Genomic DNA, 21165 nt, shown 5'->3' on the forward strand with positions numbered 1-21165 from the left:
GATCTAGCGTCGGGAGGCGACGGCCGCCGCAGCCGCGACCGCCGGCAACAGGGCGTGCGCCCACACCCGGTAACCGTCGGCGGACGGGTGGAAGCCGTCGTGGCAGAGCGTGCCCGCGTCAGCCCGGAACACCGGCCCGGTCTCGGTGGCCAGGTCGACGACAGTGCCACCGGCCTCCAGCACGGCAGTGGTCTGCGCGCGCGCCATCCGCCGGCCGGCCCAGCCCACCAGCTGCCGCAACGGGGGCGCGATGGCGCGTACGGCGCCCAGATCGGGGCAGGTGCCCACCACCACCTCGACGCGCGCCTCACGCAGCCGGTGCACCGCCGCACCCAGATATGCCGACGCGTCAGCGGGCCGGCGCATGCCTGTGGCGTCGTTGGCGCCGATCAGGATCAGCGCCACGTCGGGACGCTCGCCCAGCAGGGCCCGGGCCACCTGCGTCGCCAGATCGGTCGAACGGGACCCGGAGACACCGACACTTGACAGGTGCACCCGACGGCCGGTCGGACCCTCGGCGAGCAGGTTCGCCAACTGCCCGCCGATGGTGTCGTCGAGCCTGTCGACGCCCACGCCCAGCGCTGACGAGTCGCCGAGCAGCACCAGCCGCAGCGGTGTCCCGCCGGCCCGGCCGATCGTGGCGCGCAGCGCCAGCCCCAGCTCCGGCTCGGCGTACCGGCGGTGTCGCGCGACGAACGCCTCACCGGCGAGGACCGCCGCACCGCCCACGGTGCCGGCGAGCAGCGACAGCGCCGCCGCCCGACCCAGCCGGCCGGTGAGGCCGTCGGTCACGTGCCGCTCGCTGCGCTGGTTCATGCCAGTCCCTCCACCGTCGAAGTGTCCGACGTGGCACCGCCCTGCGGCACCGCGTTGACACCGAAGAACGCCCGCCGACGCAGTTGCGCCCACCGACCGGCCGGCCCCCGGTCGTGGCCGTGGACCTGGGTGCCACTGACCTCGGTGCCGGCGTGCCGGGCCGCCTCCTGCGCGGCCTTTGGCAGCGACCGTACGCCCTCACCCCGTGCCGCAGTGACCCGTCTTTCCTGCCCGGCGCCGAGCGCGGAGAGCATCGTCGGCAGCAGGGCGGCCGCGGCGACCGCGTACCCCTCAGCGGACGGGTGGAACCGGTCCCAGGCGAACATCCGGTGCGGTTCGGCATTGAACCGTGGACCCAACAGGTCACCCAGGGACACCGTCCAGCCGCCCGCCTCGACGACGGCGACCGTCTGGGCGGCGGCGAGCTGGCGGCTCCACCGGTGGGCCAGCCAGCGCAGCGGCGGTTGGATCGGCCGGATCGCGCCCAGGTCGGGGCAGGTGCCGACGACCACCTCGCAACCCGCGCCGCGAAGCGTCCGGACGGCCTCGACCAGGTAGCGCACGGCCAGCCCGCGCGGGGTGCGGTTGGTGATGTCGTTGCCGCCGATCAGGATGACCGCGATGTCGGGCTCGCATTCCAGGGCGGCCTCCACCTGGTGCCGCAGCGCCGAGGAGATGGCTCCGACCACCGCGAAGCGGCGCAGCAGGACCGGCCGGTGCAGGCGGCGGGACAGGCCGGTGGCCAGCAACGCGCCGGGCGTCTCGCGGCGGCGGTGCACCCCGTAACCGGCAGCCGACGAGTCACCGAGCACGACCATCGTGAGCGTCGGGCCGGGGAACTTCGCGCCGTACACCCCGTCGCAGCGCGGCGGTGGGGCCTCGGCCATCGGGATGGTGCGTCGGGCCTGCCGGGCCTGGCCGAGCAGCACCCCGCCGGTCGCCATCACGGCCGCCGCGGTCGCGCCCGTCCCGATGGCTGCCAGGCGGGCGATCCGCCAGGCGTGTCGCCAGCGCGGACCAACGGGTACGACAGAACCAGCCACCCCCATACAGCGAGATTATCGCGCCGGACCGACACGCAGCTGTCGTCGTCATGCCTCATCGATGCCTGGAACCCGACCCGACGGGGTATCTGTCCGGTGCAGGCCGGCCACACTTGCGTCGACCCGCCACGCTGATCCGGCGGAGAGGAGCGCAACGATGGGTAAGACACTGAAGCGCAGCGCGGCGTTCGCGGCCCTGGCCCGGGCACTGACGGCGGGGGCGCGCGGCGGGCCGTCGCTGGGGACCAGGTTGGCGGCGCTGCCCCGGATGATCCGGGCCACCACCCGTGGTGAGTACGACGGCGGCCTCCGGCTGGCCCTGATGACAGCGGCGACGGCGTACATCGTCTCGCCCTTCGACCTGCTGCCGGAGATCCCGCTGGCGATCTTCGGGCTGGCCGACGACGCGGTGATGGTCACCTGGCTGGCCGGCAGCGTGCTCGCCGAGACCGAGCGTTTCCTTGAGTGGGAGGCCCGGCGCAGCTCCGTCATCCCCGGCGGGTTGGTGCCCTGACAGCACGTACCCTGGGCGTCGAGGATCCGTCTGCCGGGCAGCCGTCGCCGGCGCCGCAACGAAGGGCACACCGTGCAGTACTACGACAATGTCGTCGACATGATCGGCAACACCCCGCTGGTACGCCTGCGTAACGTCACCGAGGGCATCCAGGCCACCGTGCTCGCCAAGGTCGAGTACGTCAACCCGGGTGGCTCGGTGAAGGACCGGATCGCCCTGCGGATGGTGGAGGACGCCGAAGCGGCGGGCCTGCTCAAGCCCGGCGGCACCATCGTCGAGCCGACCAGCGGCAACACCGGCGTCGGGCTGGCCCTGGTGGCCCAGCTCAAGGGCTACAAGTGTGTCTTCGTCTGCCCCGACAAGGTCAGCCAGGACAAGCAGGACGTGCTGCGGGCGTACGGCGCCGAGGTGGTGGTCTGCCCGACCGCTGTCGCCCCGGAAGACCCGCGCTCCTACTACAACGTCTCCGACCGGCTGACCCGGGAGATCCCCGGCGCCTGGAAGCCCGACCAGTACAGCAACCCGGCGAACCCGCGCTCGCACTACGAGACCACCGGTCCGGAGCTGTGGAAGCAGACCGAGGGCGGGCTGACCCACTTCGTGACCGGGGTGGGCACCGGCGGCACGATCTCCGGCATCGGCAGGTACCTCAAGGAGGCGTCCGACGGCCGGGTGAAGGTCATCGGGGCCGACCCGGAGGGTTCGGTCTACTCCGGCGGCACCGGCCGGCCGTACCTCGTGGAGGGCGTCGGCGAGGACTTCTGGCCGGAGACGTACGACCGGGGTGTGGCCGACGAGATCGTCGAGGTCTCCGACAAGGCGTCCTTCGAGATGACCCGGCGGCTGGCCCGCGAGGAAGGGCTGCTTGTCGGCGGTTCCTGCGGGATGGCGGTTGTCGCCGCGCTGGAGGTGGCCCGCAAGGCCGGCCCGGACGACGTGGTGGTGGTGCTGCTGCCCGACGGCGGCCGTGGCTACCTCTCGAAGATCTTCAACGACTCGTGGATGGCCCGGTACGGCTTCCTCGACAACTCCGGCGCCGAGCCCACCGTGGCCGACGCGCTGGCCAGCAAGCCCGGCGGGCTGCCCGAGCTGGTGCACGTCCACCCGACCGAGACGGTTCGCGACGCGATCGACTACATGCGCGAGTACGGCGTCTCGCAGCTGCCGGTGCTCAAGGCCGAGCCGCCTGTGGTGACCGGTGAGGTGGCCGGCTCGATCGCCGAGCGGGACCTGCTCGACGCGCTGTTCACCGGGCAGGCCCACCTGCACGACACCATCGAGCGGCACATGGGCGACCCGCTGCCGATGATCGGTGGCGGTCAGCCGGTGAGCGAGGCCGTCGGCCTGCTGGAGAAGTCCGACGCGGCGCTGGTCCTCGTCGACGGCAAGCCCAAGGGTGTCCTCACCCGTCAGGATCTCCTGGCCCACCTCGGCGCCCACTAGTTCGCAAGGAAGGGCCCCTTTTTAACGCCTCGTGTAGAGCAAGGGCCCCTTATTAACGAGCGTGCTCCCGGCCGCTGGCCTTCGGCGGCCGGGAGTCGGCAGCCGTGCCAAGCAGGAAGCGGCGGCGACGCGCGCGTTAAGAAGGGGCCCCTGTACAACCGGAGGCGTTAAGAAGGTGCCCTTCCTTACACGTCGAGGCGGCGGGCGTAGCGCAGTTGAGGCGTGCGGGCGGAGCCGATGAACTCCTCGCGCTGCGCGCCCGTCGGCGTCCAGCCGCCACGCTCGTAGAACGCGCGGGCATGGGCGTTCTCACGGAGCACCCAGAGCACCGCCCGCTGCCAGCCCTGCGCCCGCATGGCGTCCAGAGCGTCCACCATCAGCGTCCGGCCGACGCCCCGGCCCTGCTCGGCCGGGTCGAGGTGGATGGCATTGAGCAGCCCTGTCGCCGGGTCGTCCTCGTCGTCCGGGCCCAGGTAGCTGAACCCCACGAGCGCCCCGGCCCGCTCCGCGACAGTCAGTCGGTGGGTGTCCCGCTCCCATCGCCACCGCTCGGTCCAGTACGCGCCCATCGCCTCACCTGTCGGTTCGGCAAGAGCCTCGGCCGGGACGAACGAGGAGTACGCGGCGACCCGGGAGCGTTGGTGCAGGACGCCCACCCCCATCAGGTCGTCACCGGTCGCGAGACGGAGCGTGACGGTCACTCCGCCGAGGCTACCCGGCGCGGTGGCACCTGCACGGTGGTCAGATCCTCGGCGATGATCAGATCACCGTCGAAGTGCGCGCGGGCCTCGTCGTGGAACCGCCGTGCGTCGGAGTAGCGCTGGGAGAAGTGCGTGAGCACCAGCCTGCGTACCCCGGACTCGGCCGCCACCCGCGCGGCCTGCGCCGCGGTGAGGTGGCCGACCTCGGCGGCGAGCGCGGCCTCCGACTCCAGGAACGTCGACTCGATGACCAGCAGGTCGGCGTGCTCGGCGAGGGCGTAGACCCCGTCGCAGAGGCCGGTGTCCATCACGAAGGCGAACCGCTGCCCCGGTCGGGGCACGCTCACCTCGTCGCGGGTGACGCGGCGTCCGTCGAGGTCCAGGTGCCCGACGCGGATCAGTTCACCGACAGCCGGGCCGGCGATGCCGTACGCCGCCAGCTTCTCCGGCAGCATCCGGTGCCCGTCGGGCTCGACCAGCCGATAGCCGTACGTCTCGATGGAGTGCCGTAGCCGGCGGGCCTCCAGCGTTCCGCAGCGCAGGGCGATCCGCTGCCCGTCGGCCTCGATCGGGGTGACGGCCAGCTCGGCGGTCTCGTAGAACGAGGTGGCGTGCCGTAGCCGGGCGAAGTATTCGGCGCCGCCCGCCGGGAAGTGCACGGCGACCGGCTGCGCCACCCGGTCCAGGGAGAGCCGCTGGATGGTGCCGGGCAGGCCCAGGCAGTGGTCGCCGTGGAAGTGCGTGACGCAGATCCGGGTCAGGTCGGTGGCGGTGACAGTGGTGTGCAGCAGTTGGCGCTGACTGCCCTCGCCCGGGTCGAAGAGGATCACCTCGTCGTCCCAGCGCAGCACGTACCCGTTGTGGTTGCGTTGACGGGTCGGGGTCTGGCTGGCGGTGCCGAGGACCACCAGCTCGCGCATCGACATCGCCGGGGCCCCTTCGGATATGAAGCGACCCCCGGGGTGCTCCGCGCTCGCGCACGGGCCGGCTGGACTATGCCGGCACCCCGGGGGTCGGGTGGCTGTCGTGGATTCGCCGCACCGCTGCCACACGGTCTCGACGATGGTGCTGATGCCCGCCTGTCGGCGAACAGATCACTGTCGAGGACAGCGGCTAGCGGACAGCCACCTCACGAGTCCGATTGCTATACAAGTCTGGACCACCTCCCTTCACGTGTACCTGCACGCTATCGAGCCCCGCCGGGCTCGGCAACGGATTTCGATCACACGGCCAGACGGGAATGCCCGGCCACCTTGTCGGCAGCCGGGCATCGCGCTCGTGCGGGTGGTGGCGGGGTCAGCCGGCGGTACGGGCTACGCCGACCGGGCAGCTCAGGCCGTTCGGGCCGTGGTTGCAGTACCCGTTCGGGTTCTTCGATCCTGGCGAACGGTGCACCACTGATTCCCGCCTTTGAATCAACGCGACCGGTAAGCGTCGGCGCGGTGTTCGATGGCCGTCACGGTCACGACGTGGTCGTCCTCGTCGATCTCGTAGAGGACGCGGTACGTGCCGCGCCTGGCCGACCAGGTGCCCTCGAACGGCGGCAGAAGAAGTCGTTTGCCGACGCGATGCGGGTTGTCGAGGAGGACGGTGGTGATGAACTCGTAGACGGCCGCAGAGATCTTCTCTGGTAGCCGTCCGGCCAAGGCGCGTGCGGCCGGGCCGGTGACCTGAAGTCGGTAGCGGCCGGGGTCCGGACCGGTCACCTTGCCTGCTTCGAGCGCTTTGCCATCAGCGCTGCGAGTTCGTCGGCGTCGAGGACGTCGCCTGCTTCGACGGCGGCCCTGGATTCGCCGAGTTGCCGCATGGCCTCGGCGCTGGAGAGAACCTCCAGGGTCTCTTCCAGCGCGGCGAGGTCGTCGGCGGAAATGAGCACAGCGGCGGCGTGGCCGTGCCGGGTGATCTCTATCCGCTCATGGGTCGAGGCCACCTCGTCGATGAGTTCCGAAAGGCGGTTGCGGGCCTCAGTGAACGGCACGGCAGTCATGCTCGAAGTATAGCCAGATTCTGGCGCGAAGTCTGTACAGAATTCCGGCCGAGGCCACCGGGCCGTGAGCCCGGTGGCCTGTGGTGGCTAGATGGTCTTCGCGACACCTACGGGGCATGTCATGCCGTTGGGGCCGTGGTTGCAGTACCCGTTCGGGTTCTTCGTCGGGGCGAGGTACTGCTGGTGGTAGTCCTCGGCGAAGAAGTAGCTGCCCAGCGGGGCGATCTCGGTGGTGATCTCACCCTTGCCGGCGCGGGTCACGATCGGCTGGAAGGCGTCACGGGACGACTCCGCGATGGCGCGCTGCTCGTCGGTGGTGGTGTAGATCGCCGACCGGTACTGGCTGCCCACGTCGTTGCCCTGGCGCATGCCCTGGGTCGGGTCGTGGTTCTCCCAGAAGACCTTCAGCAGGTCCTCGTACGTGATCTTGCTGGGGTCGTACACCACCTGGACGACCTCGGCGTGCCCGGTCCGCCCGGAACACGTCTCCTCGTACGTCGGGTTCTTGGTGTAGCCGCCCGCATAGCCGGCGGAGGTGGTGAACACGCCGGGCAGCGTCCAGAACAGCCGCTCGGCGCCCCAGAAACAGCCCATGCCGAAGACGGCGACCTGGAGGCCCTCGGGGAACGGGCCCTTGAGCGGCGTGCCCAGCACCTCGTGCCGGTCGGCGACCGGCATGGCGATCGGGCGGCCCGGCAGGGCCTGCTCGGGCGAAATCATCTCGGCGTTCATACGGCGCAGGAACACGGTGGGACTCCTCTCGTACGTCTCCCAGCGTGTAACACCGGTGGGTCTTCCTTCCTTACCCGCGCCACTGTGACTCAGGCCCCCACCGGGCCGGACGGCGGGTCGGGGCGCTCAGAGGGCTGCGGCGATCCGGTCGGCGTAGGTCTGGGCCTCGGTGTCGTCCTGGTAGCGGGTGCGCGGCCAGAAGAAGCCCCGCAGGCCGTCACCCTTGGTCCGGGGTACGACGTGGGTGTGCAGGTGCGGGACGGACTGGGACACCTTGTTGTTCATCGCCACGAACGTCCCACCGGCCCCCAGACCGGTCTCCACCGCCACCGCCAGCCGCTGTACCAGCGCGAAGTAGCCGGGCAGCAGGTCCGCCGGTAGCTCGGCCACTGTCACGAGGTGGACCCGGGGCACCACGAGCACATGCCCGGCGAAGACCGGACGGGTGTCCAGGAACGCCACCCCGTCCGGCTCGTCGGCGACCCGGAACGCCGGAACCTCGCCCGCCACGATCCCGCAGAACACGCACCCGCTCATGGGTCCAGGCTATGCCGGCGGCGCTGGCGGACCCGACGACCCCGTGCAGGCATCGACTGTGCTATTCATTCACTCGGTTCAATTCACACGGGGAAGGACAACACCTTGCACATCAGAAAAGGTACGACCCGGGCGGCGCTTGCCGCGTTGACCGCCGGGCTGCTCACCGCGGCGCTCCCGACCCCCGCCCAGGCGGCACCCGCGCAGACCGCCACCCCGCTGCCACTGACCACGGTGGCCGACGTGGTGTCCGCCGGTGACCGGGTCTTCGTCAGCGGCGGCAGGTCGTCGACCGACGTCGTGGTGGCCAGCGCCACGGGCGCGGTGGTCGGCACCCTGTCCGGCCTGCCCGGCCCCTCCGACCTGCTGCTCAGCCCCGACCGGCAGACCCTCTACGTGGCGCTGCCCACCGCCAACGCCATCGCCGCCTTCGACACCGGCTCGCTCGTCGAGTCGGCCCGGTACGACACCGGGGCGGGCGAGTGCCCGTCGTCGCTTGCGCTGACCGGGCGGTACCTGTGGTTCGGCTACGGCTGCGACCAGTGGGGCGGCAACATCGGCCGGATCGACCTGGGCCGCCAACCCGCCCGTGTCACCACGGGGATGGCCACTACTCAGGACTTCTACGGCGCCCCGCTGCTGACCGGTGCCCTCCAGAACCGCTCGGTGTTGCTGGCCGGGCAGATGTCGTTGAGTCCGGCGTCGGTATACGCGTACGCGATCGGAACTGGGGGAACGCTGACCCTGACGCGGACGAGCGACTGGACGGCGATCGGCAGCAACCTGCAGGACATCGCCCTCGATCCGACCGCCACCACCCTCTACACCGCGGCCGGTGCCCCGTACGAGGTGCAGGCGTTCCCGTTCGCCGACATCACCACCCCCTCGGTGACCTTCCCCACCGGCGCCTACCCGGCCGCTGTCGAGCCGTCCCGCGACGGCACCAGGATCGCCGCCGCGGCGGACACGTCGTACCTGTTCGTCTATCGGCCAGACGGAACCGAACTGAACCGTTTCGTGCTGGGAGGCGGTGAGCTGAGCCCGGGTGGGCTGGCCTGGTCACCGAACGGTGCACGGCTCTACGCGCTCTCCTACGACTGGACCGGCAGAAACCAGGCCACCTTGCACGTCCTGCCCGTACCGGCCGGCTGACCGACCGTCGGCCCCTGGCTGGCACGTGGGGGCCGGGCCGGAAGGTCCGGCCCCCACCGGGAGCGTGGGTTCCGTTCCAGCCATCGAGACGAAGAACTAGCCTCACAGGATGAACCACGGCTTCGAGACGCTCGCCATACATGCCGGTCAGGACCCCGAGGCCCGCACCGGCGCGGTGATACCTCCGATCTACCAGACCAGCACCTACGCCCAGGACGCCGTCGGCGCGCCCCGGCTCGGCTACGAGTACAGCCGGTCCGGCAACCCGACCCGCGACGCCCTCCAGGAGTGCCTGGCCGCGCTGGAAGGCGGCCCGGTCGGGCTGGCCTTCGCCAGCGGCCTGGCCGCCGAGGACACCCTGCTGCGGGCCGTCTGCCAGCCGGGTGACCACGTGGTCATCCCCGACGACGCGTACGGCGGGACCTACCGGCTCTTCGCCCGTGTCGCCCAGCGGTGGGGGATCGAGTTCACCCCGGCCAAGGTCTCGGACCCGGCAGCCGTCCGCGCCGCTGTGCGGCAGGGCCGGACGAAGATGGTCTGGGTGGAGACGCCCACCAATCCGCTGCTCGGCATCGCCGACATCGCCGCCATGGCCGGCGTCGCGCACGACGTCGACGCGCTGCTTGTCGTCGACAACACGTTCGCCTCGCCGTACCTGCAACAGCCCATCGCCCACGGCGCGGACGTGGTGGTGCACTCCACCACCAAGTACATCGGCGGCCACTCCGACGTGGTGGGCGGCGCGCTCGTCGTCGCCGACGCCGCGCTCGGCGAGGAACTGCGCTACCACCAGAACGCCATGGGCGCGATCAACGGCCCGTTCGACGCCTGGCTCACCCTGCGCGGCATCAAGACCCTCGGGGTACGCATGGACCGGCACTGCGACAACGCGGAGCGGCTCGCCGCGTACCTCGACGGGCACGCCAAGGTGGCCCAGGTGATCTACCCGGGGCTGCCGTCGCACCCCGGTCACGAGGTGGCCGCCAAGCAGATGCGCCGGTTCGGCGGCATGATCTCGTTCCGCGCGGTCGGCGGCGAGGACCACGCTGTGGAGATCTGCAACCGGACCAAGCTCTTCGTGCTCGCCGAGTCGCTCGGCGGCGTGGAATCCCTGATCGAGCACCCGGGTCGGATGACACACGCAAGTGCTGCCGGCTCGCCGCTTGAAGTTCCCGGGGATCTCGTGCGACTGTCTGTCGGCATCGAGACGGTCGACGACCTGCTCGCCGATCTGGAGCAGGCACTGGGCTGACCGCTGGGGGAGGATGGCCGTGCAGGACATCATGGCGACCTGGGTCGGGGCGACCGCCAAGCAGATCGCCCGGGGCGTACGCCGAGGTGACGTCTCGGCCACCCAGGTCGTCGCCGACCACCTTGAGTACATCGCCTCGGCCGACCGCGATCTGGCGGCGTTCCGCGCCGTTCGCGGTGGCGAGGCGATCACCGAGGCGGAGAAGGTCGACGAGCAGGAGGACCTGGCGAACCTGCCGCTGGCCGGGGTGCCGGTGGCGGTGAAGGAGAACACGCCGGTCGCCGGCCTGCCCACCTGGAACGGGTCGCCCGCGGCGCGTACCGAGGTCGCGGAGGCCGACCACGAGGTGGTCCGCCGGCTCCGCGGCGCCGGTGCGGTGATCCTTGGCGTGACCCGGATGCCGGAGTTGGGCCTGTGGGCGCTCACCGACGACGACAGCGCTGTGACACGCAACCCGTGGGACAGCACGCGTACCCCCGGGGGCTCCTCCGGTGGTGCCGCTGCGGCGGTGGCGGCCGGGCTGGTGCCGATCGCGCACGGCAACGACGGCCTCGGGTCGATCCGGATTCCGGCGGCCTGCTGCGGCCTGGTCGGGCTCAAGCCCGGTCGGGGCGTGGTGCCCTGCCAGCTCGGCGCTGACGACTGGTTCGGCCTCACCGAGCACGGCATGCTCACCAGCACAGTCGCGGACGCGGCGGTCGGTTTCTCGGTGCTGGCCGGTCGGCGTCCGGAGAAGCTGGTCCCACCGCAGCGGCTGCGGGTGGGCGTCTCGCTGCGCTCACCGGTGCGAGGCGTCTCACCGGACGCGCCCAACCGGGACGCTGTCGCCGCCGCGGGCCGACTCCTCGCCGCCGCCGGGCACGACACGGTTCCGGCCGATCCGGTCTATCCCACAGCGCTGGGCCTGCAGGGCATCGCCACCTGGTTCGCCGCCGCCGCCACCGACGTCCGGGCCTCCGGGTTGGACCGGCGTGGCCTGCAACGGCGTACCCGGCGGCACGTAGCGCTTGGCGAGTGGGCGCAGCGCCGGGGGTACGTCCGGGAAGCCGACCGGACCGCCTGGCGGCAGCGGTCGATCGACTTCTTCACCGACCACTCGGTCGACCTGCTGCTCACCCCGGCGTTGGCCAGCGCCCCGCCGGAGGCCGGGCGCTGGTCCGAGCGGTCCTGGCGGTCGAACATGTCGGCAAGCATCCGGTACGCCCCGTACGCCGCGCCGTGGAACATCGCCGGCCTGCCGGCGGTCGTGGTGCCGGTCGGCCGCCGCCCGGACGGCCTGCCGGTCGCGGTGCAACTGGTCGGCCCGCCCGGCTCGGAGCTGCTGCTGCTCGGCGTCGCCGGCCAGTTCGAGATGGCAGCCCCCTGGTCGCGGCACGCCCCCGGCTACCCCCGGGTCGGCAAGGGGTCGCCGGCCGCCGCTTGATCGTCTACTGTGTACGCCAATCGCGCGGACCCGGGAGACATCGATGCGTTGTCAGACCTGTGGGGACGCCACGTCGCCCGAGCACAACGAATGCCAGCGTTGCAAGACGCCGCTCGGCCAGCCTGCCGTCTGGCCCGCTGTGGCGACCTACCGGGTACGTGGCGTCGGCCTGGCCGCCTGCATCGCCGTCGGCGTGGCCGTGGTGCTCTCTCTCGTGACAGCACTCGATCCGATTTTCGGGTTGCTGATGACCCGGCGGGCCCAGAACGCCGACGACGCGGACCTGCTGGTCGACGCTTTGTCAGTGCTGGCGCTGTTGTCGCAGCCCTCGGTGGTCGTGTACCCCGCCGCCGCCGTACTGGTGATCGTCTGGATGTGGCGGGCGCGGAAGAACACCGACGCGTTTCCGGGTGCGCTGCCGACACTCGGTGCCGGCTGGGCGATCGCCGGCTGGCTGATCCCGTTCGTCAACCTCGTGGTACCGGCCCGGGTGATGGCCAGCGTCGCCCGGGACAGCCTCTGGCGGCGCCGCACCCCGGCCACGGTGTTCGTCTGGTGGATCACCTGGCTCGTGTTCAGCATCGGCGAGGGGGTCGTCAGCAACCAGAACGCCCAGGCGTACATCAGGCTGCCGCGGAGCCCGTCCACCGACGCCGACTACCAGGCGTACATCGACCACTACGGCGATTCCCTGCTCCGTAACGCCGTGCCCGCAGTGGCCTGCGTGGTCGCCGGGGTGACGCTGATCCTGTTGATCCGACAGATCTCCGCCGCCCAGGAGGCACGCATCGCCAGCGCGCCGCCCTCGGCGACCGCCCCGACCGCCCCGGCCACCCCGGTCTGACGGCCCCGGTCTGACCGACTGCCCGGTGTCGACGCGGTTGCCGCCCGGCCCGGATGGCACGATCGGGGCATGACGGAACTGGTCGGCCTCGACGACGTACGGGCCGCGCGGGAACTGCTCGCCGACGTCGTCCGGATCACCCCGCTGGAGCCCTCCCGGCCACTGAGCGCCGCACTGGGCGGGCCGACCTGGCTCAAGTGCGAGAACGTCCAGCGCGCCGGCTCGTACAAGGTGCGCGGCGCGTACGTGCGGATCTCCCGGCTGTCGGCGGCGGAGCGCGAACGCGGCGTCGTCGCGGCGAGCGCCGGCAACCACGCCCAGGGCGTGGCGCTGGCCGCCGGCCTGGTCGGTACGCACGCCACGGTCTTCATGCCGGTAAACGCCCCGCTGCCGAAGGTCGCCGCCACCAAGGGGTACGGCGCGCAGGTCGAACTGGCAGGCAACACCGTCGACGAGTCGTTGGTGGCCGCGCAGACGTACGCCGAGCGGACCGGCGCGGTGCTCATCCACCCGTTCGACCACCCGGACGTGATCGCCGGCCAGGGCACTGTCGCGCTGGAGATCCTCGAACAGTGCCCGGAGGTGCGGACCATCATCACGGGCGTGGGCGGCGGCGGTCTGATCTCGGGCATGGCGGTGGCCGCGAAGGCGCTGCGGCCGGACGTCCGGATCATCGGCGTGCAGGCGGCGGGCGCGGCGGCCTTCCCGCCCTCGCTGGTGGCCGGGGAGCCGGTCCGGCTGCCGGTGTTCGCCACAATCGCGGACGGCATCGCTGTCGGGCGGCCCGGTGAGATCACCTTCAACCATGTCCGCAAGCTTGTCGACGAGATCGTCACGGTGTCGGAGGAGGACATCTCCCGGGCGCTGCTGATGCTGCTGGAGCGGGGCAAGCAGGTCGTCGAGCCGGCTGGGGCGGTCGGCGTGGCCGCGCTCCTGGCCGGTGTCGTGGAGGTGGAGACGCCTGTGGTCGCGGTGCTCTCCGGTGGCAACATCGACCCGCTGCTGATGCTGCGGGTGATCGAGCACGGCCTGGCCGCCGCGGGACGCTATCTGCGCGTGACGGTGCGGTGCTCCGACCGGCCGGGGCAGCTCGCCTCGCTGCTGAGCCAGATCGCCGAGCACCGGGCCAACGTGGTGGACGTGGAACACCAGCGGGCCAACCCACACCTGGGCCTCGGCGAGGTGGAGGTGGCGCTGTCGGTGGAGACCCGCGGAGTGGAGCACTCGGACACGCTGATCAGCGCGTTGCGGGCCAGCGGTTACCAGGTGGTCTTCGCCGCCGAGGCGTGACACCGGCGGGTGCCACACCTCGGCGGGGGTACGCCCTCAGACGGCCCGGAAGCCGGCGGCGCTCAGCCGGAGAACGGCTCGAAGCTGACCACTGTCACCTTGATGTCGGCGCCGCTGGGTGCCGTGTAGGTGCAGGTCTGCCCGGGACGGCCGCCCAGGATCGCCTTGCCGAGCGCGGACTCGGGGCTGTAGACGGTCAGGTCGGTGGTGGCGGCGATCTCCCGTGAGCCGAGCAGGAACGTCTCGGTGTCGTCGGTGTCGTCGTCGAAGTAGATCGTCACGACCATGCCGGGCGACACCGCGTCCGTGGTCGGCGCCTCGCCGACCTTCGCGGTGCGCAGCAGCTCCTGGAGGTAGCGGATGCGCCCCTCGGCCTTGCCCTGCTCCTCGCGGGCGGCGTGGTAGCCCCCGTTCTCCCGCAGGTCGCCCTCCTCGCGCCGAGCGTTGATCTCGGCGGCGATCGCCGGCCGGTTGGCGATGTGCTCGTCGAGCTCGGCCTGGAGGCGGTCGTACGCGTCCTGGGACAGCCAGGTGGCGGGCGCCTCGTTGCCAGTGGACACAGGCGGTCTCCTCAGATGTGCGTGGCTGGCTGACAGGTGAACTACCAAGTTACCAGTGCGGTACGACACAGCGTGTCGGCGATCATCACCGCTGTCCGGATCGGGCGTTGCGTGGTAGGAGCGCCAGCGCACTGCTCGGAACTGTGGTCCGCGCAGCTCAGGCGGGAGGACGGCAGCGCAGCACCTCGCCGATGAACGGCCGGGCGGTGGTGCTCAGGCGGTGCCGGACGGTGAGGTGTCGCTCGCCCGGGGCGGCGCTCACAGTGATCTCCTCGCGGGCCACCTGGGCGCCGGCGCGGTCCCGGGCGCGCAGCACGCAGACCGCCGATTCGCCCTCCGGCACCGTCACCCGGAAGTCGAGCAGCATCTGGGTGTCGGTGATGTCGGTGTAGGTGATCACCTCGGCGCGGTAGTTCGGGTCACCGTACTGCTGGTAGAGCCGCACCGAGATCAGGCTCAGCGCCGCCACCAGCGCCAACAGCGCCAGCCCGGCCAGCAGCGTACGACGGCGGCCTCCGCCGGATGCCCGACGGCGGCCGTAGCGCCCGGTCGGGAAGACCGGCGCGCCCGGTGAAATTGTGGCGTGCGTCTCGGTCACCGGCGGGTATCTCCTGGCGTTGTTGTCGGCGGCATCGGCAAGAATGACAGAGTCCATTCTCCCACCCGGCTCGACGGCAGCAACGGCAGGTCGGGTCGGGCCCGCAACGCCGACCAGCGGTGGGGTGCGGAGGATCCCGGCAGGTCAGCCGGTTGATACCGGTCGGGTCCACCGGCCGGCACAGACGAGGAGCGCCGACGTTGGCAGAGCAACTGCGTCTCATGGCCGTTCACGCGCACCCGGACGACGAGTCGAGCAAGGGTGCGGCGACCATGGCGAAGTACGTCGCCCAGGGCGTGGACGTGCTTGTGGTGACGTGCACCGGCGGTGAGCGCGGCAGCGTGCTCAACCCCAAGCTTGACCGGCCCGACGTGTGGGCCAACATCGCGGAGATCCGCCGCGCCGAGATGGACGCCGCGCGGGCGATCCTCGGCGTCGAGCAGGCCTGGCTCGGGTTCGTCGACTCCGGCCTGCCCGAGGGCGACCCGCTGCCCCCGCTGCCGGAGGGCTGCTTCGCCCTCCAGGACGTCGAGGTGGCCGCCGGGCCGCTGGTGCGGCTGATGCGCGAGTTCCGCCCGCACGTCGTGACGACCTACGACGAGGAGGGTGGCTACCCCCACCCCGACCACATCATGTGCCACAAGGTGAGCGTGGCCGCCTTCGAGGCCGCCGGCGACCCGGAGCGCTACCCGGAGCTGGGCGCCCCGTGGCAGCCACTGAAGCTCTACTACGACATCGGGTTCTCCAAGGCCAAGATCATGGCCCTGCACGAGGCGATGCTCGCCATCGGCCGCGAATCCCCGTACGAGGAGTGGCTCAAGCGTTGGGACGACCGACCCGACAAGGGCCCCCGGATCACCACCCGGGTGGAGTGCGGCGACTACTTCCACGTCCGCGACGACGCGCTGCGCGCCCACGCCACCCAGGTCGACCCGGACGGCTTCTGGTTCCACGTGCCGATGGAACTGCAACAGCGCGCCTGGCCGACGGAGGATTTCGAGCTGGCCCGCACCGTCGTGGACAGCCCGTTGCCCGAGTCCGACCTCTTCGCAGGGGTGCGGGAGACGGCGCACGCGCGCTGATTCCGGCCGGGTCTACCCTGGTACCCAACCGCACATCGGAGGAACGCCATGCTGACCGCTGCCCAGGTGCTCGCGGAGAACAACTTCGGGGACACCCGCACGGGTGGCCTGGCCGGACCGATGGGCCTCTTCCTCATCCTGCTGCTGGCCACCGCGACCATCCTGCTGATCCGCAACATGAACGCCCGCCTGCGCCGCCTGCCCGACCGGTTCCCGCAGCAGTCGCGGTCGACTGACCCGACCAGGGCGGACGCGACAGTCGTCGATCCGACAGACGGGACGGGAGCGAGTGAATCATCCACGCACGCTTCCAACGGGCACCAGCAGCACCGGGACGGGTAGTCAGCGCATGATTCACGCCGAACCGGGTGGTCGACCCCTGTTGCGACCACCCGGTTTGGCTTAGCCTTCCGCCGGGGGGACCAAAAGTCTCCGAGCCGTGCGCGGAAGGGGGCGCCGATGACTGACACAGCACCGGTGACCCGTCACAGCGTCGGTCGGCCGGCTGACGGGGATGGTCGATGACCTCCGGCCCGGCTGCCGACCGGTCCGACCGGCTCGGCGCGCGCGGCATGCCGGCCCGGGTGCTCGTGCTGACCGGCGCGGTGACGCTTACCGCCCTGGTATCCGCAATGGTCGGCTGGACCCTCCCGTTCCGGCTGCCGGCTGACGATCCTCTCGGTGGTCCGGCCCGCTTCGGCATCGCCGTGGCCATCCTCGCCGTCGCCCAGCTCGCCCGACTGCGGTTCCGCACGGGCGCAGGCATGGTCAGCATCACCTGGGGTGAGGCGGCGCTGATCGTCTGCCTCTACCTCACGCCGGCCGGCTGGCTGCCGTCGGCGACCCTGCTCGGCGCCGGACTGGCCTGGACGGCGCATTCGCTGTACGGCGACCGTCGTCCCCTGCTGGAGATCGTCCGTATCGCCGCGTCGCTCGCCGCCGCGTCGGCGCTGGCGGTGTCCGTCACGACGGCCCTGGGGGAGCCGTTGCTCGCCCCGCCGACACCGATGCTGGCGCTGGCCGTGATCGCCGGGTCGGTGACGTACCTGCTGGTGACCGCCTGGTTGGGCGGGGTGACACTGGGGCTGCGGCACGGGCTGCCGATCGGGCCGCCGCTGCTCGCCGCGCTGCGCGGCAAGCTGCTCATGTTCGTCGGCAACGTGGCTGTCGGCCTGGTGGTCGTCACGTTGCTGGAGCTGGACCCACGCTGGCTGCTGCTCCTGCCGCCACTGCTGTGGCTGCTGCACCAGACCTACCGCTACCGGCTGCGCGCCGACCAGGAACGCCGTACGTGGCGGGCCTTCGCCGAGGCCACCGCGGCCCTCAACCAGCTCGACGAGCGGGGCGTGGCCAGCGCGGCGGTGAGCGGTGCGCTGACGCTGTTCAACGCCGAACTGGTCGACGTCGACGTGGCGCGGGCCGACGGCAGGTGGCGGCGCTACCGGGGGGACGCCGGCGGTCAGCTGGTCGACCGGGAGGTCGGCCCACCGGACCAGTCGGAGCCCGACGAGCACGAGTTGATCCGCCCCCTGTCGGTGGGCGCTACGCCGGTCGGCCGGTTGCGGGTCCGGTTCCCCCGCTCCGCCCCGCCCGCAGCCCGGGAGCGCGACGCCATCGCCGCGTTCGGCGACGCGCTCGCCGCCGCCCTGCACGACGCCGCAACCCACCGTGAGCTGCGGCTGGTCACCGCCCGATCGTCGTACGAGGCGGTGCACGACCCGCTCACCGGGCTGGCCAACCGGACGGCGATGCTCAGCAAGGGCGACCAGTCGCTGCGGCAGCTCGCCCACGAGCACCCGGTGGCTCTGTTGCTGCTGGACATCAACCAGTTCAAAGAGGTCAACGACACCCTCGGGCACGCGGCCGGCGACCAGTTGCTGCGCCTCACCGCCAACCGACTCAGCGCGCTCGCCCGCCCCGGCGACCTGCTCGGCCGGCTCGGCGGCGACGAGTTCGCGCTGCTGCTCACCTCGGTGCCGGTGCTCGGCGACCGCGCCGCCCCGATGGCGTACGCGCTGCGGCAGGCACGGGAGATCGCCGAGCGGCTGGCCGCGCCGACCGAGGTGGCCGGGGTGCGGATGTCGATCGAGGTCTCCGTCGGGGTGGTCGTCGCCGACGCGGGCACCGCCGACCTGACCGAGCTGCTGCGCCGGGCCGACATCGCCATGTACCAGGCCAAGGAGGGCGGCGGCAGCGTCGCCGCGTACGACAGCACCCGGGACGCGGCAAGCACCGACCAGTTGGCGCTGCTCGCCGAGTTGCGGGAGGCGCTGGAGGTCGACGACCAACTGGTGCTGGCGTTGCAGCCGGCCGTCGACCTGGCCACCGGCGCGCCCACCGGGGTGGAGGCGTTGATCCGCTGGCAGCATCCCCGGCGGGGCTGGCTCAACCCGATCGACTTCATCCGCCCGGTGGAGAACAGCGAGCAGTTGGGCACGTTCACCCGGTACGTGCTGAACAAGGCGCTCGGCGTCGCCGCCGGCTGGGCCCGCGAAGGGCTCGACGTGCCGATCTCGGTGAACCTGTCGGCGCGTAGCCTGCTCGACCCGCGCCTGCCCGCGGAGATCGCCGAGGCGCTGCGCCGGCATCAGGTGCCGCCGCACCGGCTGGTCCTGGAGATCACCGAGACGGTGGTGATGAGCGAGCTGGAGGTCATCGACGAGGTGCTGTCCACGCTCCGGTCGATGGGCGTGCAGCTCGCTGTGGACGACTTCGGCACCGGCTTCTCGTCGTTGACCTTCCTCACCCGGATCGCCGTCGACGAGCTGAAGGTCGACCGCTCGTTCGTGATCCGGATGGCCGACTCACCGGAAGCGGCAGCGATCGTACGGACCACTGTGGGGCTCGCCCACGAGCTGGGGCTGCGGGTGGTCGCCGAGGGCGTGGAGACCGCCGAGCAGCGGCTGGCCCTGGCTGAGCTGGGCTGCACGTCCGCGCAGGGCTACCACTTCTTCAAGCCCATGCCGGCCGACAAGATCGGCGCGGTGCTCGGGTCGCTGCGCGACTCGGCCGAGTCGAACGTCTTCCGGCTCCGCGCCGACGGCGCCTCCTGACAGGTGACCGCCCGGCGCGGTCCGGCGTACCTGGTTATGGTCGTCGGGTGAACCGACTCGCCAACGCCACCAGCCCGTACCTGCTCCAGCACGCCGACAACCCGGTCGACTGGTGGCCGTGGTGCGACGAGGCGTTCGCCGAGGCCAAGCGGCGCGACGTACCGGTGCTCATCTCGGTGGGGTACGCGGCCTGCCACTGGTGTCACGTGATGGCGCACGAGTCGTTCGAGAACGAGCACGTCGGCGCCCTGCTGAACGACGACTTCGTGTCGATCAAGGTGGACCGCGAGGAGCGCCCCGACGTCGACGCCGTCTACATGACCGCCACCCAGGCGATGACAGGTCAGGGCGGCTGGCCGATGACAGTCTTCGCCACCCCAGACGGCACCCCGTTCTTCTGCGGCACCTACTTCCCGCGGGCCAACTTCGTCCGGCTGCTCCAGTCGGTCGCCACCGCGTGGCGCGACCAGCGCGCCGACGTGCTGCGCCAGGGCGCCGCCGTCGTCGAGGCGATCGGCGGCGCACAGGCAGTGGGTGGCCCCACCGCCCCGCTGGACGTCCCGCTGCTCGACGCCGCAGCCGCGAACCTGGCCGGTGAGTACGACGTGACGAACGGCGGTTTCGGGGGCGCCCCGAAGTTTCCGCCGCACATGAACCTGCTGTTCCTGCTGCGCCACCACCAGCGCACCGGCGACCCGCGCAGCCTGGAGATCGTCCGGCACACTGCCGAGGCGATGGCCCGGGGTGGCATCTACGACCAGTTGGCCGGTGGCTTCGCCCGCTACTCGGTGGACGCGCACTGGACGGTGCCGCACTTCGAGAAGATGCTCTACGACAACGCGCTGCTGCTGCGGGTCTACACGCAGGTCTGGCGGCTGACCGGTGACCCGCTGGCCCGTCGGATCGCCCGGGACACCGCCCGGTTCCTCGCCGACGAGCTGCACCGGCCGGGGGAGGGGTTCGCGTCCGCGCTGGACGCCGACACCGATGGCGTCGAAGGGCTCACGTACGCCTGGACGCCCGCGCAGCTCGTCGAGGTACTCGGCGAGGAGGACGGCCGGTGGGCCGCCGACCTGTTCGCCGTCACCGACGAGGGCACCTTCGAGCACGGCATGAGCGTGCTGCGGCTCGCCCGGGACGTCGACGACGCCGCACCCGAGGTCCGCGCCCGCTGGCAGCAGGTGGTGGGCCGGCTGCTCGCGGCCCGGGACACGCGTCCCCAGCCTGCTCGTGACGACAAGGTGGTGGCCGCGTGGAACGGTCTGGCGATCACCGCCATGGCCGAGTTCCAGCAGGTCGCTGCCCTGTACGCGTCGCCGCAGGACGAGGACGCCAACCTGATGGACGGCGTGACGATCGTCGCCGACGGCGCGATGCGTAACGCCGCCGAGCACCTGGCGAACGTGCACCTGGTGGACGGCCGTCTGCGCCGGGTCTCCCGCGACGGCAAGGTCGGTGAGCCGGCCGGCGTCCTGGAGGACTACGGCTGCGTGGCCGAGGCGTTCTGCGCGATGCACCAGCTCACCGGCGAGGGACGCTGGCTCACCCTGGCCGGCGGGCTGCTGGACACCGCGCTGGAGCACTTCGCCGCGTCCGGCGGCGCCTACTACGACACGGCCGACGACGCCGAGCAGCTCGTCGCCCGGCCGGCCGACCCGACCGACAACGCCACCCCGTCGGGCCGGTCCGCGCTGGTGGCCGGGCTCGTGGCGTACGCCGCGCTGACCGGCCAGACGCGCTACCGGGAGGCCGCCGAGGCGGCGCTCGCCACCGTGGCGCCGATCGTCGGGCGGCACGCCCGGTTCACCGGGTACGCGGCAACTGTCGGTGAGGCGCTGCTGTCCGGGCCGTACGAGATCGCCGTGGTGACCGGCGACCCGGCCGGCGATCCGCTGGTGGCGGCGGCCCACCGGCACGCCCCGCCCGGAGCGGTGGTGGTCGCCGGAGCTCCGGACCAGCCGGGGGTCCCACTGCTCGCCGACCGGCCGTTCGTCGACGGGCGGTCCGCGGCGTACGTCTGCCGGGGTTTCGTCTGCCAACGGCCGGTGACCTCCGTCGAGGAGCTGGTCGCCCAGCTCGGCTGAACACACCGCATCCGACGTAGCACCCGGTAGTCGCCCGCGACCGGGGCACGGTGG

21 protein-coding genes and 1 pseudogene are annotated in these 21165 nt (G+C 71.7%); 11 read left to right on the top strand and 11 right to left on the bottom strand.

Translation table 11 applies throughout. The features are described 5' to 3' along the window. Window positions 1-3: 3 nt before the first annotated feature. Entirely contained in the window at window positions 4-816 is an 813-nt protein-coding gene (locus tag ACPXB1_RS02205) for an SGNH/GDSL hydrolase family protein (protein WP_355596882.1), read from the bottom strand. After that, a complete protein-coding gene (locus tag ACPXB1_RS02210) occupies window positions 813-1865 on the bottom strand; it encodes an SGNH/GDSL hydrolase family protein (RefSeq protein ID WP_355596884.1) in 1053 nt (350 codons plus the stop codon). Before ACPXB1_RS02210 ends, ACPXB1_RS02205 begins: the two co-directional genes overlap by 4 nt. 151 nt (window positions 1866-2016) lie before the next feature. On the opposite strand from ACPXB1_RS02210, the gene ACPXB1_RS02215 reads away from it, so the two are divergent. Both ACPXB1_RS02215 and ACPXB1_RS02220 read left to right on the top strand, forming a co-directional pair. Continuing rightward, entirely contained in the window at window positions 2017-2373 is a 357-nt protein-coding gene (locus tag ACPXB1_RS02215) for a YkvA family protein (RefSeq protein ID WP_053655305.1), read from the top strand. A gap of 72 nt (window positions 2374-2445) precedes the next feature. Further along, complete coding sequence (locus tag ACPXB1_RS02220) at window positions 2446-3816, top strand: cystathionine beta-synthase (protein WP_053655303.1); 1371 nt, start codon at window positions 2446-2448, stop codon at window positions 3814-3816. Window positions 3817-4001: 185 nt separating this feature from the next. Here the strand turns inward: ACPXB1_RS02220 and ACPXB1_RS02225 are convergent, their stop codons facing one another. The 7 genes and pseudogenes from ACPXB1_RS02225 to ACPXB1_RS02255 form a co-directional block, all read right to left on the bottom strand. Then, complete coding sequence (locus tag ACPXB1_RS02225; RefSeq protein ID WP_355596886.1) at window positions 4002-4517, bottom strand: GNAT family N-acetyltransferase; 516 nt, start codon at window positions 4515-4517, stop codon at window positions 4002-4004. Further along, complete coding sequence (locus tag ACPXB1_RS02230) at window positions 4514-5443, bottom strand: ribonuclease Z (protein ID WP_355596888.1); 930 nt, start codon at window positions 5441-5443, stop codon at window positions 4514-4516. Before ACPXB1_RS02230 ends, ACPXB1_RS02225 begins: the two co-directional genes overlap by 4 nt. A gap of 370 nt (window positions 5444-5813) precedes the next feature. Next, window positions 5814-5894, bottom strand: a pseudogene (locus ACPXB1_RS02235) (peptide-methionine (S)-S-oxide reductase MsrA); the annotation flags it as partial. 38 nt (window positions 5895-5932) lie between these two features. Further along, entirely contained in the window at window positions 5933-6223 is a 291-nt protein-coding gene (locus tag ACPXB1_RS02240; RefSeq protein WP_355596890.1) for a type II toxin-antitoxin system RelE family toxin, read from the bottom strand. Next, the gene (locus tag ACPXB1_RS02245; protein ID WP_355596892.1) at window positions 6220-6504 is read right to left on the bottom strand and encodes a type II toxin-antitoxin system Phd/YefM family antitoxin; all 285 of its coding nucleotides are present in this window, start codon (window positions 6502-6504) and stop codon (window positions 6220-6222) included. The genes ACPXB1_RS02240 and ACPXB1_RS02245 overlap by 4 nt, the downstream gene beginning before the upstream one ends. Before the next feature lie 87 nt (window positions 6505-6591). Then, a complete protein-coding gene (gene msrA / locus ACPXB1_RS02250; RefSeq protein ID WP_355596894.1) occupies window positions 6592-7251 on the bottom strand; it encodes a peptide-methionine (S)-S-oxide reductase MsrA in 660 nt (219 codons plus the stop codon). A 111-nt stretch (window positions 7252-7362) separates the two neighbouring features. After that, window positions 7363-7773 carry an HIT family protein gene (locus ACPXB1_RS02255; protein WP_425734718.1) on the bottom strand — a complete coding sequence of 137 codons (411 nt, stop codon included), beginning with the start codon at window positions 7771-7773 and terminating at the stop codon, window positions 7363-7365. Window positions 7774-7878: 105 nt separating this feature from the next. Between ACPXB1_RS02255 and ACPXB1_RS02260 the strand changes: the two genes are divergently transcribed. The 5 genes from ACPXB1_RS02260 to ilvA all read left to right on the top strand — a co-directional run bounded on the left by ACPXB1_RS02260 (window position 7879) and on the right by ilvA (window position 13734). Beyond that, window positions 7879-8925, top strand: a complete 1047-nt coding sequence (locus ACPXB1_RS02260) for a YncE family protein (protein WP_425734719.1) — start codon at window positions 7879-7881, stop codon at window positions 8923-8925. 109 nt (window positions 8926-9034) lie between these two features. Beyond that, window positions 9035-10177: a cystathionine gamma-synthase gene (locus tag ACPXB1_RS02265; protein ID WP_355596899.1), complete on the top strand. Its 1143-nt coding sequence runs from the start codon at window positions 9035-9037 to the stop codon at window positions 10175-10177. Between the two features lie 13 nt (window positions 10178-10190). Further along, window positions 10191-11600: an amidase gene (locus tag ACPXB1_RS02270; RefSeq protein ID WP_355596901.1), complete on the top strand. Its 1410-nt coding sequence runs from the start codon at window positions 10191-10193 to the stop codon at window positions 11598-11600. 43 nt (window positions 11601-11643) lie between these two features. Further along, window positions 11644-12444, top strand: a complete 801-nt coding sequence (locus tag ACPXB1_RS02275) for a DUF4328 domain-containing protein (RefSeq protein WP_355596903.1) — start codon at window positions 11644-11646, stop codon at window positions 12442-12444. A 69-nt stretch (window positions 12445-12513) separates the two neighbouring features. Continuing rightward, entirely contained in the window at window positions 12514-13734 is a 1221-nt protein-coding gene (gene ilvA / locus ACPXB1_RS02280) for a threonine ammonia-lyase (RefSeq protein WP_355596904.1), read from the top strand. Between the two features lie 62 nt (window positions 13735-13796). Here ilvA and greA read toward each other — a convergent pair whose 3' ends face one another. Continuing rightward, the gene (gene greA / locus ACPXB1_RS02285; protein ID WP_053655285.1) at window positions 13797-14294 is read right to left on the bottom strand and encodes a transcription elongation factor GreA; all 498 of its coding nucleotides are present in this window, start codon (window positions 14292-14294) and stop codon (window positions 13797-13799) included. Between the two features lie 157 nt (window positions 14295-14451). After that, a complete protein-coding gene (locus ACPXB1_RS02290) occupies window positions 14452-14892 on the bottom strand; it encodes a DUF4307 domain-containing protein (RefSeq protein WP_355596931.1) in 441 nt (146 codons plus the stop codon). A gap of 200 nt (window positions 14893-15092) precedes the next feature. On the opposite strand from ACPXB1_RS02290, the gene mca reads away from it, so the two are divergent. The 4 genes from mca (at window position 15093) to ACPXB1_RS02310 (ending at window position 21111) form a co-directional block, all read left to right on the top strand. Then, a complete protein-coding gene (gene mca, locus ACPXB1_RS02295; protein WP_053655281.1) occupies window positions 15093-15974 on the top strand; it encodes a mycothiol conjugate amidase Mca in 882 nt (293 codons plus the stop codon). A gap of 48 nt (window positions 15975-16022) precedes the next feature. Then, window positions 16023-16316 (top strand): hypothetical protein, encoded by a 294-nt coding sequence (locus tag ACPXB1_RS02300; RefSeq protein WP_425734720.1) that lies wholly within the window; start codon window positions 16023-16025, stop codon window positions 16314-16316. A gap of 230 nt (window positions 16317-16546) precedes the next feature. Further along, window positions 16547-19027 carry a putative bifunctional diguanylate cyclase/phosphodiesterase gene (locus ACPXB1_RS02305; RefSeq protein ID WP_355596933.1) on the top strand — a complete coding sequence of 827 codons (2481 nt, stop codon included), beginning with the start codon at window positions 16547-16549 and terminating at the stop codon, window positions 19025-19027. A 47-nt stretch (window positions 19028-19074) separates the two neighbouring features. After that, complete coding sequence (locus tag ACPXB1_RS02310; RefSeq protein WP_355596909.1) at window positions 19075-21111, top strand: thioredoxin domain-containing protein; 2037 nt, start codon at window positions 19075-19077, stop codon at window positions 21109-21111. Window positions 21112-21165: the final 54 nt, after the last annotated feature.

This window comes from Micromonospora sp. DT68 (genome assembly GCF_049847245.1).
Classification (GTDB): Bacteria; Actinomycetota; Actinomycetes; order Mycobacteriales; family Micromonosporaceae; genus Micromonospora; species Micromonospora profundi.

What these genes read in the sequence shown, in the direction of transcription:
- ACPXB1_RS02205 (WP_355596882.1), bottom strand. Translation starts at nt 816, where the DNA reads ATGAACCAGCGCAGCGAGCGGCACGTGACCGACGGCCTCACCGGCCGG.
- ACPXB1_RS02210 (WP_355596884.1), bottom strand. Translation starts at nt 1,865, where the DNA reads ATGGGGGTGGCTGGTTCTGTCGTACCCGTTGGTCCGCGCTGGCGACAC.
- ACPXB1_RS02215 (WP_053655305.1), top strand. Translation starts at nt 2,017, where the DNA reads ATGGGTAAGACACTGAAGCGCAGCGCGGCGTTCGCGGCCCTGGCCCGG.
- ACPXB1_RS02230 (WP_355596888.1), bottom strand. Translation starts at nt 5,443, where the DNA reads ATGTCGATGCGCGAGCTGGTGGTCCTCGGCACCGCCAGCCAGACCCCG.
- ACPXB1_RS02245 (WP_355596892.1), bottom strand. Translation starts at nt 6,504, where the DNA reads ATGACTGCCGTGCCGTTCACTGAGGCCCGCAACCGCCTTTCGGAACTC.
- ACPXB1_RS02255 (WP_425734718.1), bottom strand. Translation starts at nt 7,773, where the DNA reads ATGAGCGGGTGCGTGTTCTGCGGGATCGTGGCGGGCGAGGTTCCGGCG.
- ACPXB1_RS02265 (WP_355596899.1), top strand. Translation starts at nt 9,035, where the DNA reads ATGAACCACGGCTTCGAGACGCTCGCCATACATGCCGGTCAGGACCCC.
- ACPXB1_RS02270 (WP_355596901.1), top strand. Translation starts at nt 10,191, where the DNA reads ATGGCCGTGCAGGACATCATGGCGACCTGGGTCGGGGCGACCGCCAAG.
- ACPXB1_RS02275 (WP_355596903.1), top strand. Translation starts at nt 11,644, where the DNA reads ATGCGTTGTCAGACCTGTGGGGACGCCACGTCGCCCGAGCACAACGAA.
- ilvA (WP_355596904.1), top strand. Translation starts at nt 12,514, where the DNA reads ATGACGGAACTGGTCGGCCTCGACGACGTACGGGCCGCGCGGGAACTG.
- ACPXB1_RS02300 (WP_425734720.1), top strand. Translation starts at nt 16,023, where the DNA reads ATGCTGACCGCTGCCCAGGTGCTCGCGGAGAACAACTTCGGGGACACC.
- ACPXB1_RS02305 (WP_355596933.1), top strand. Translation starts at nt 16,547, where the DNA reads ATGCCGGCCCGGGTGCTCGTGCTGACCGGCGCGGTGACGCTTACCGCC.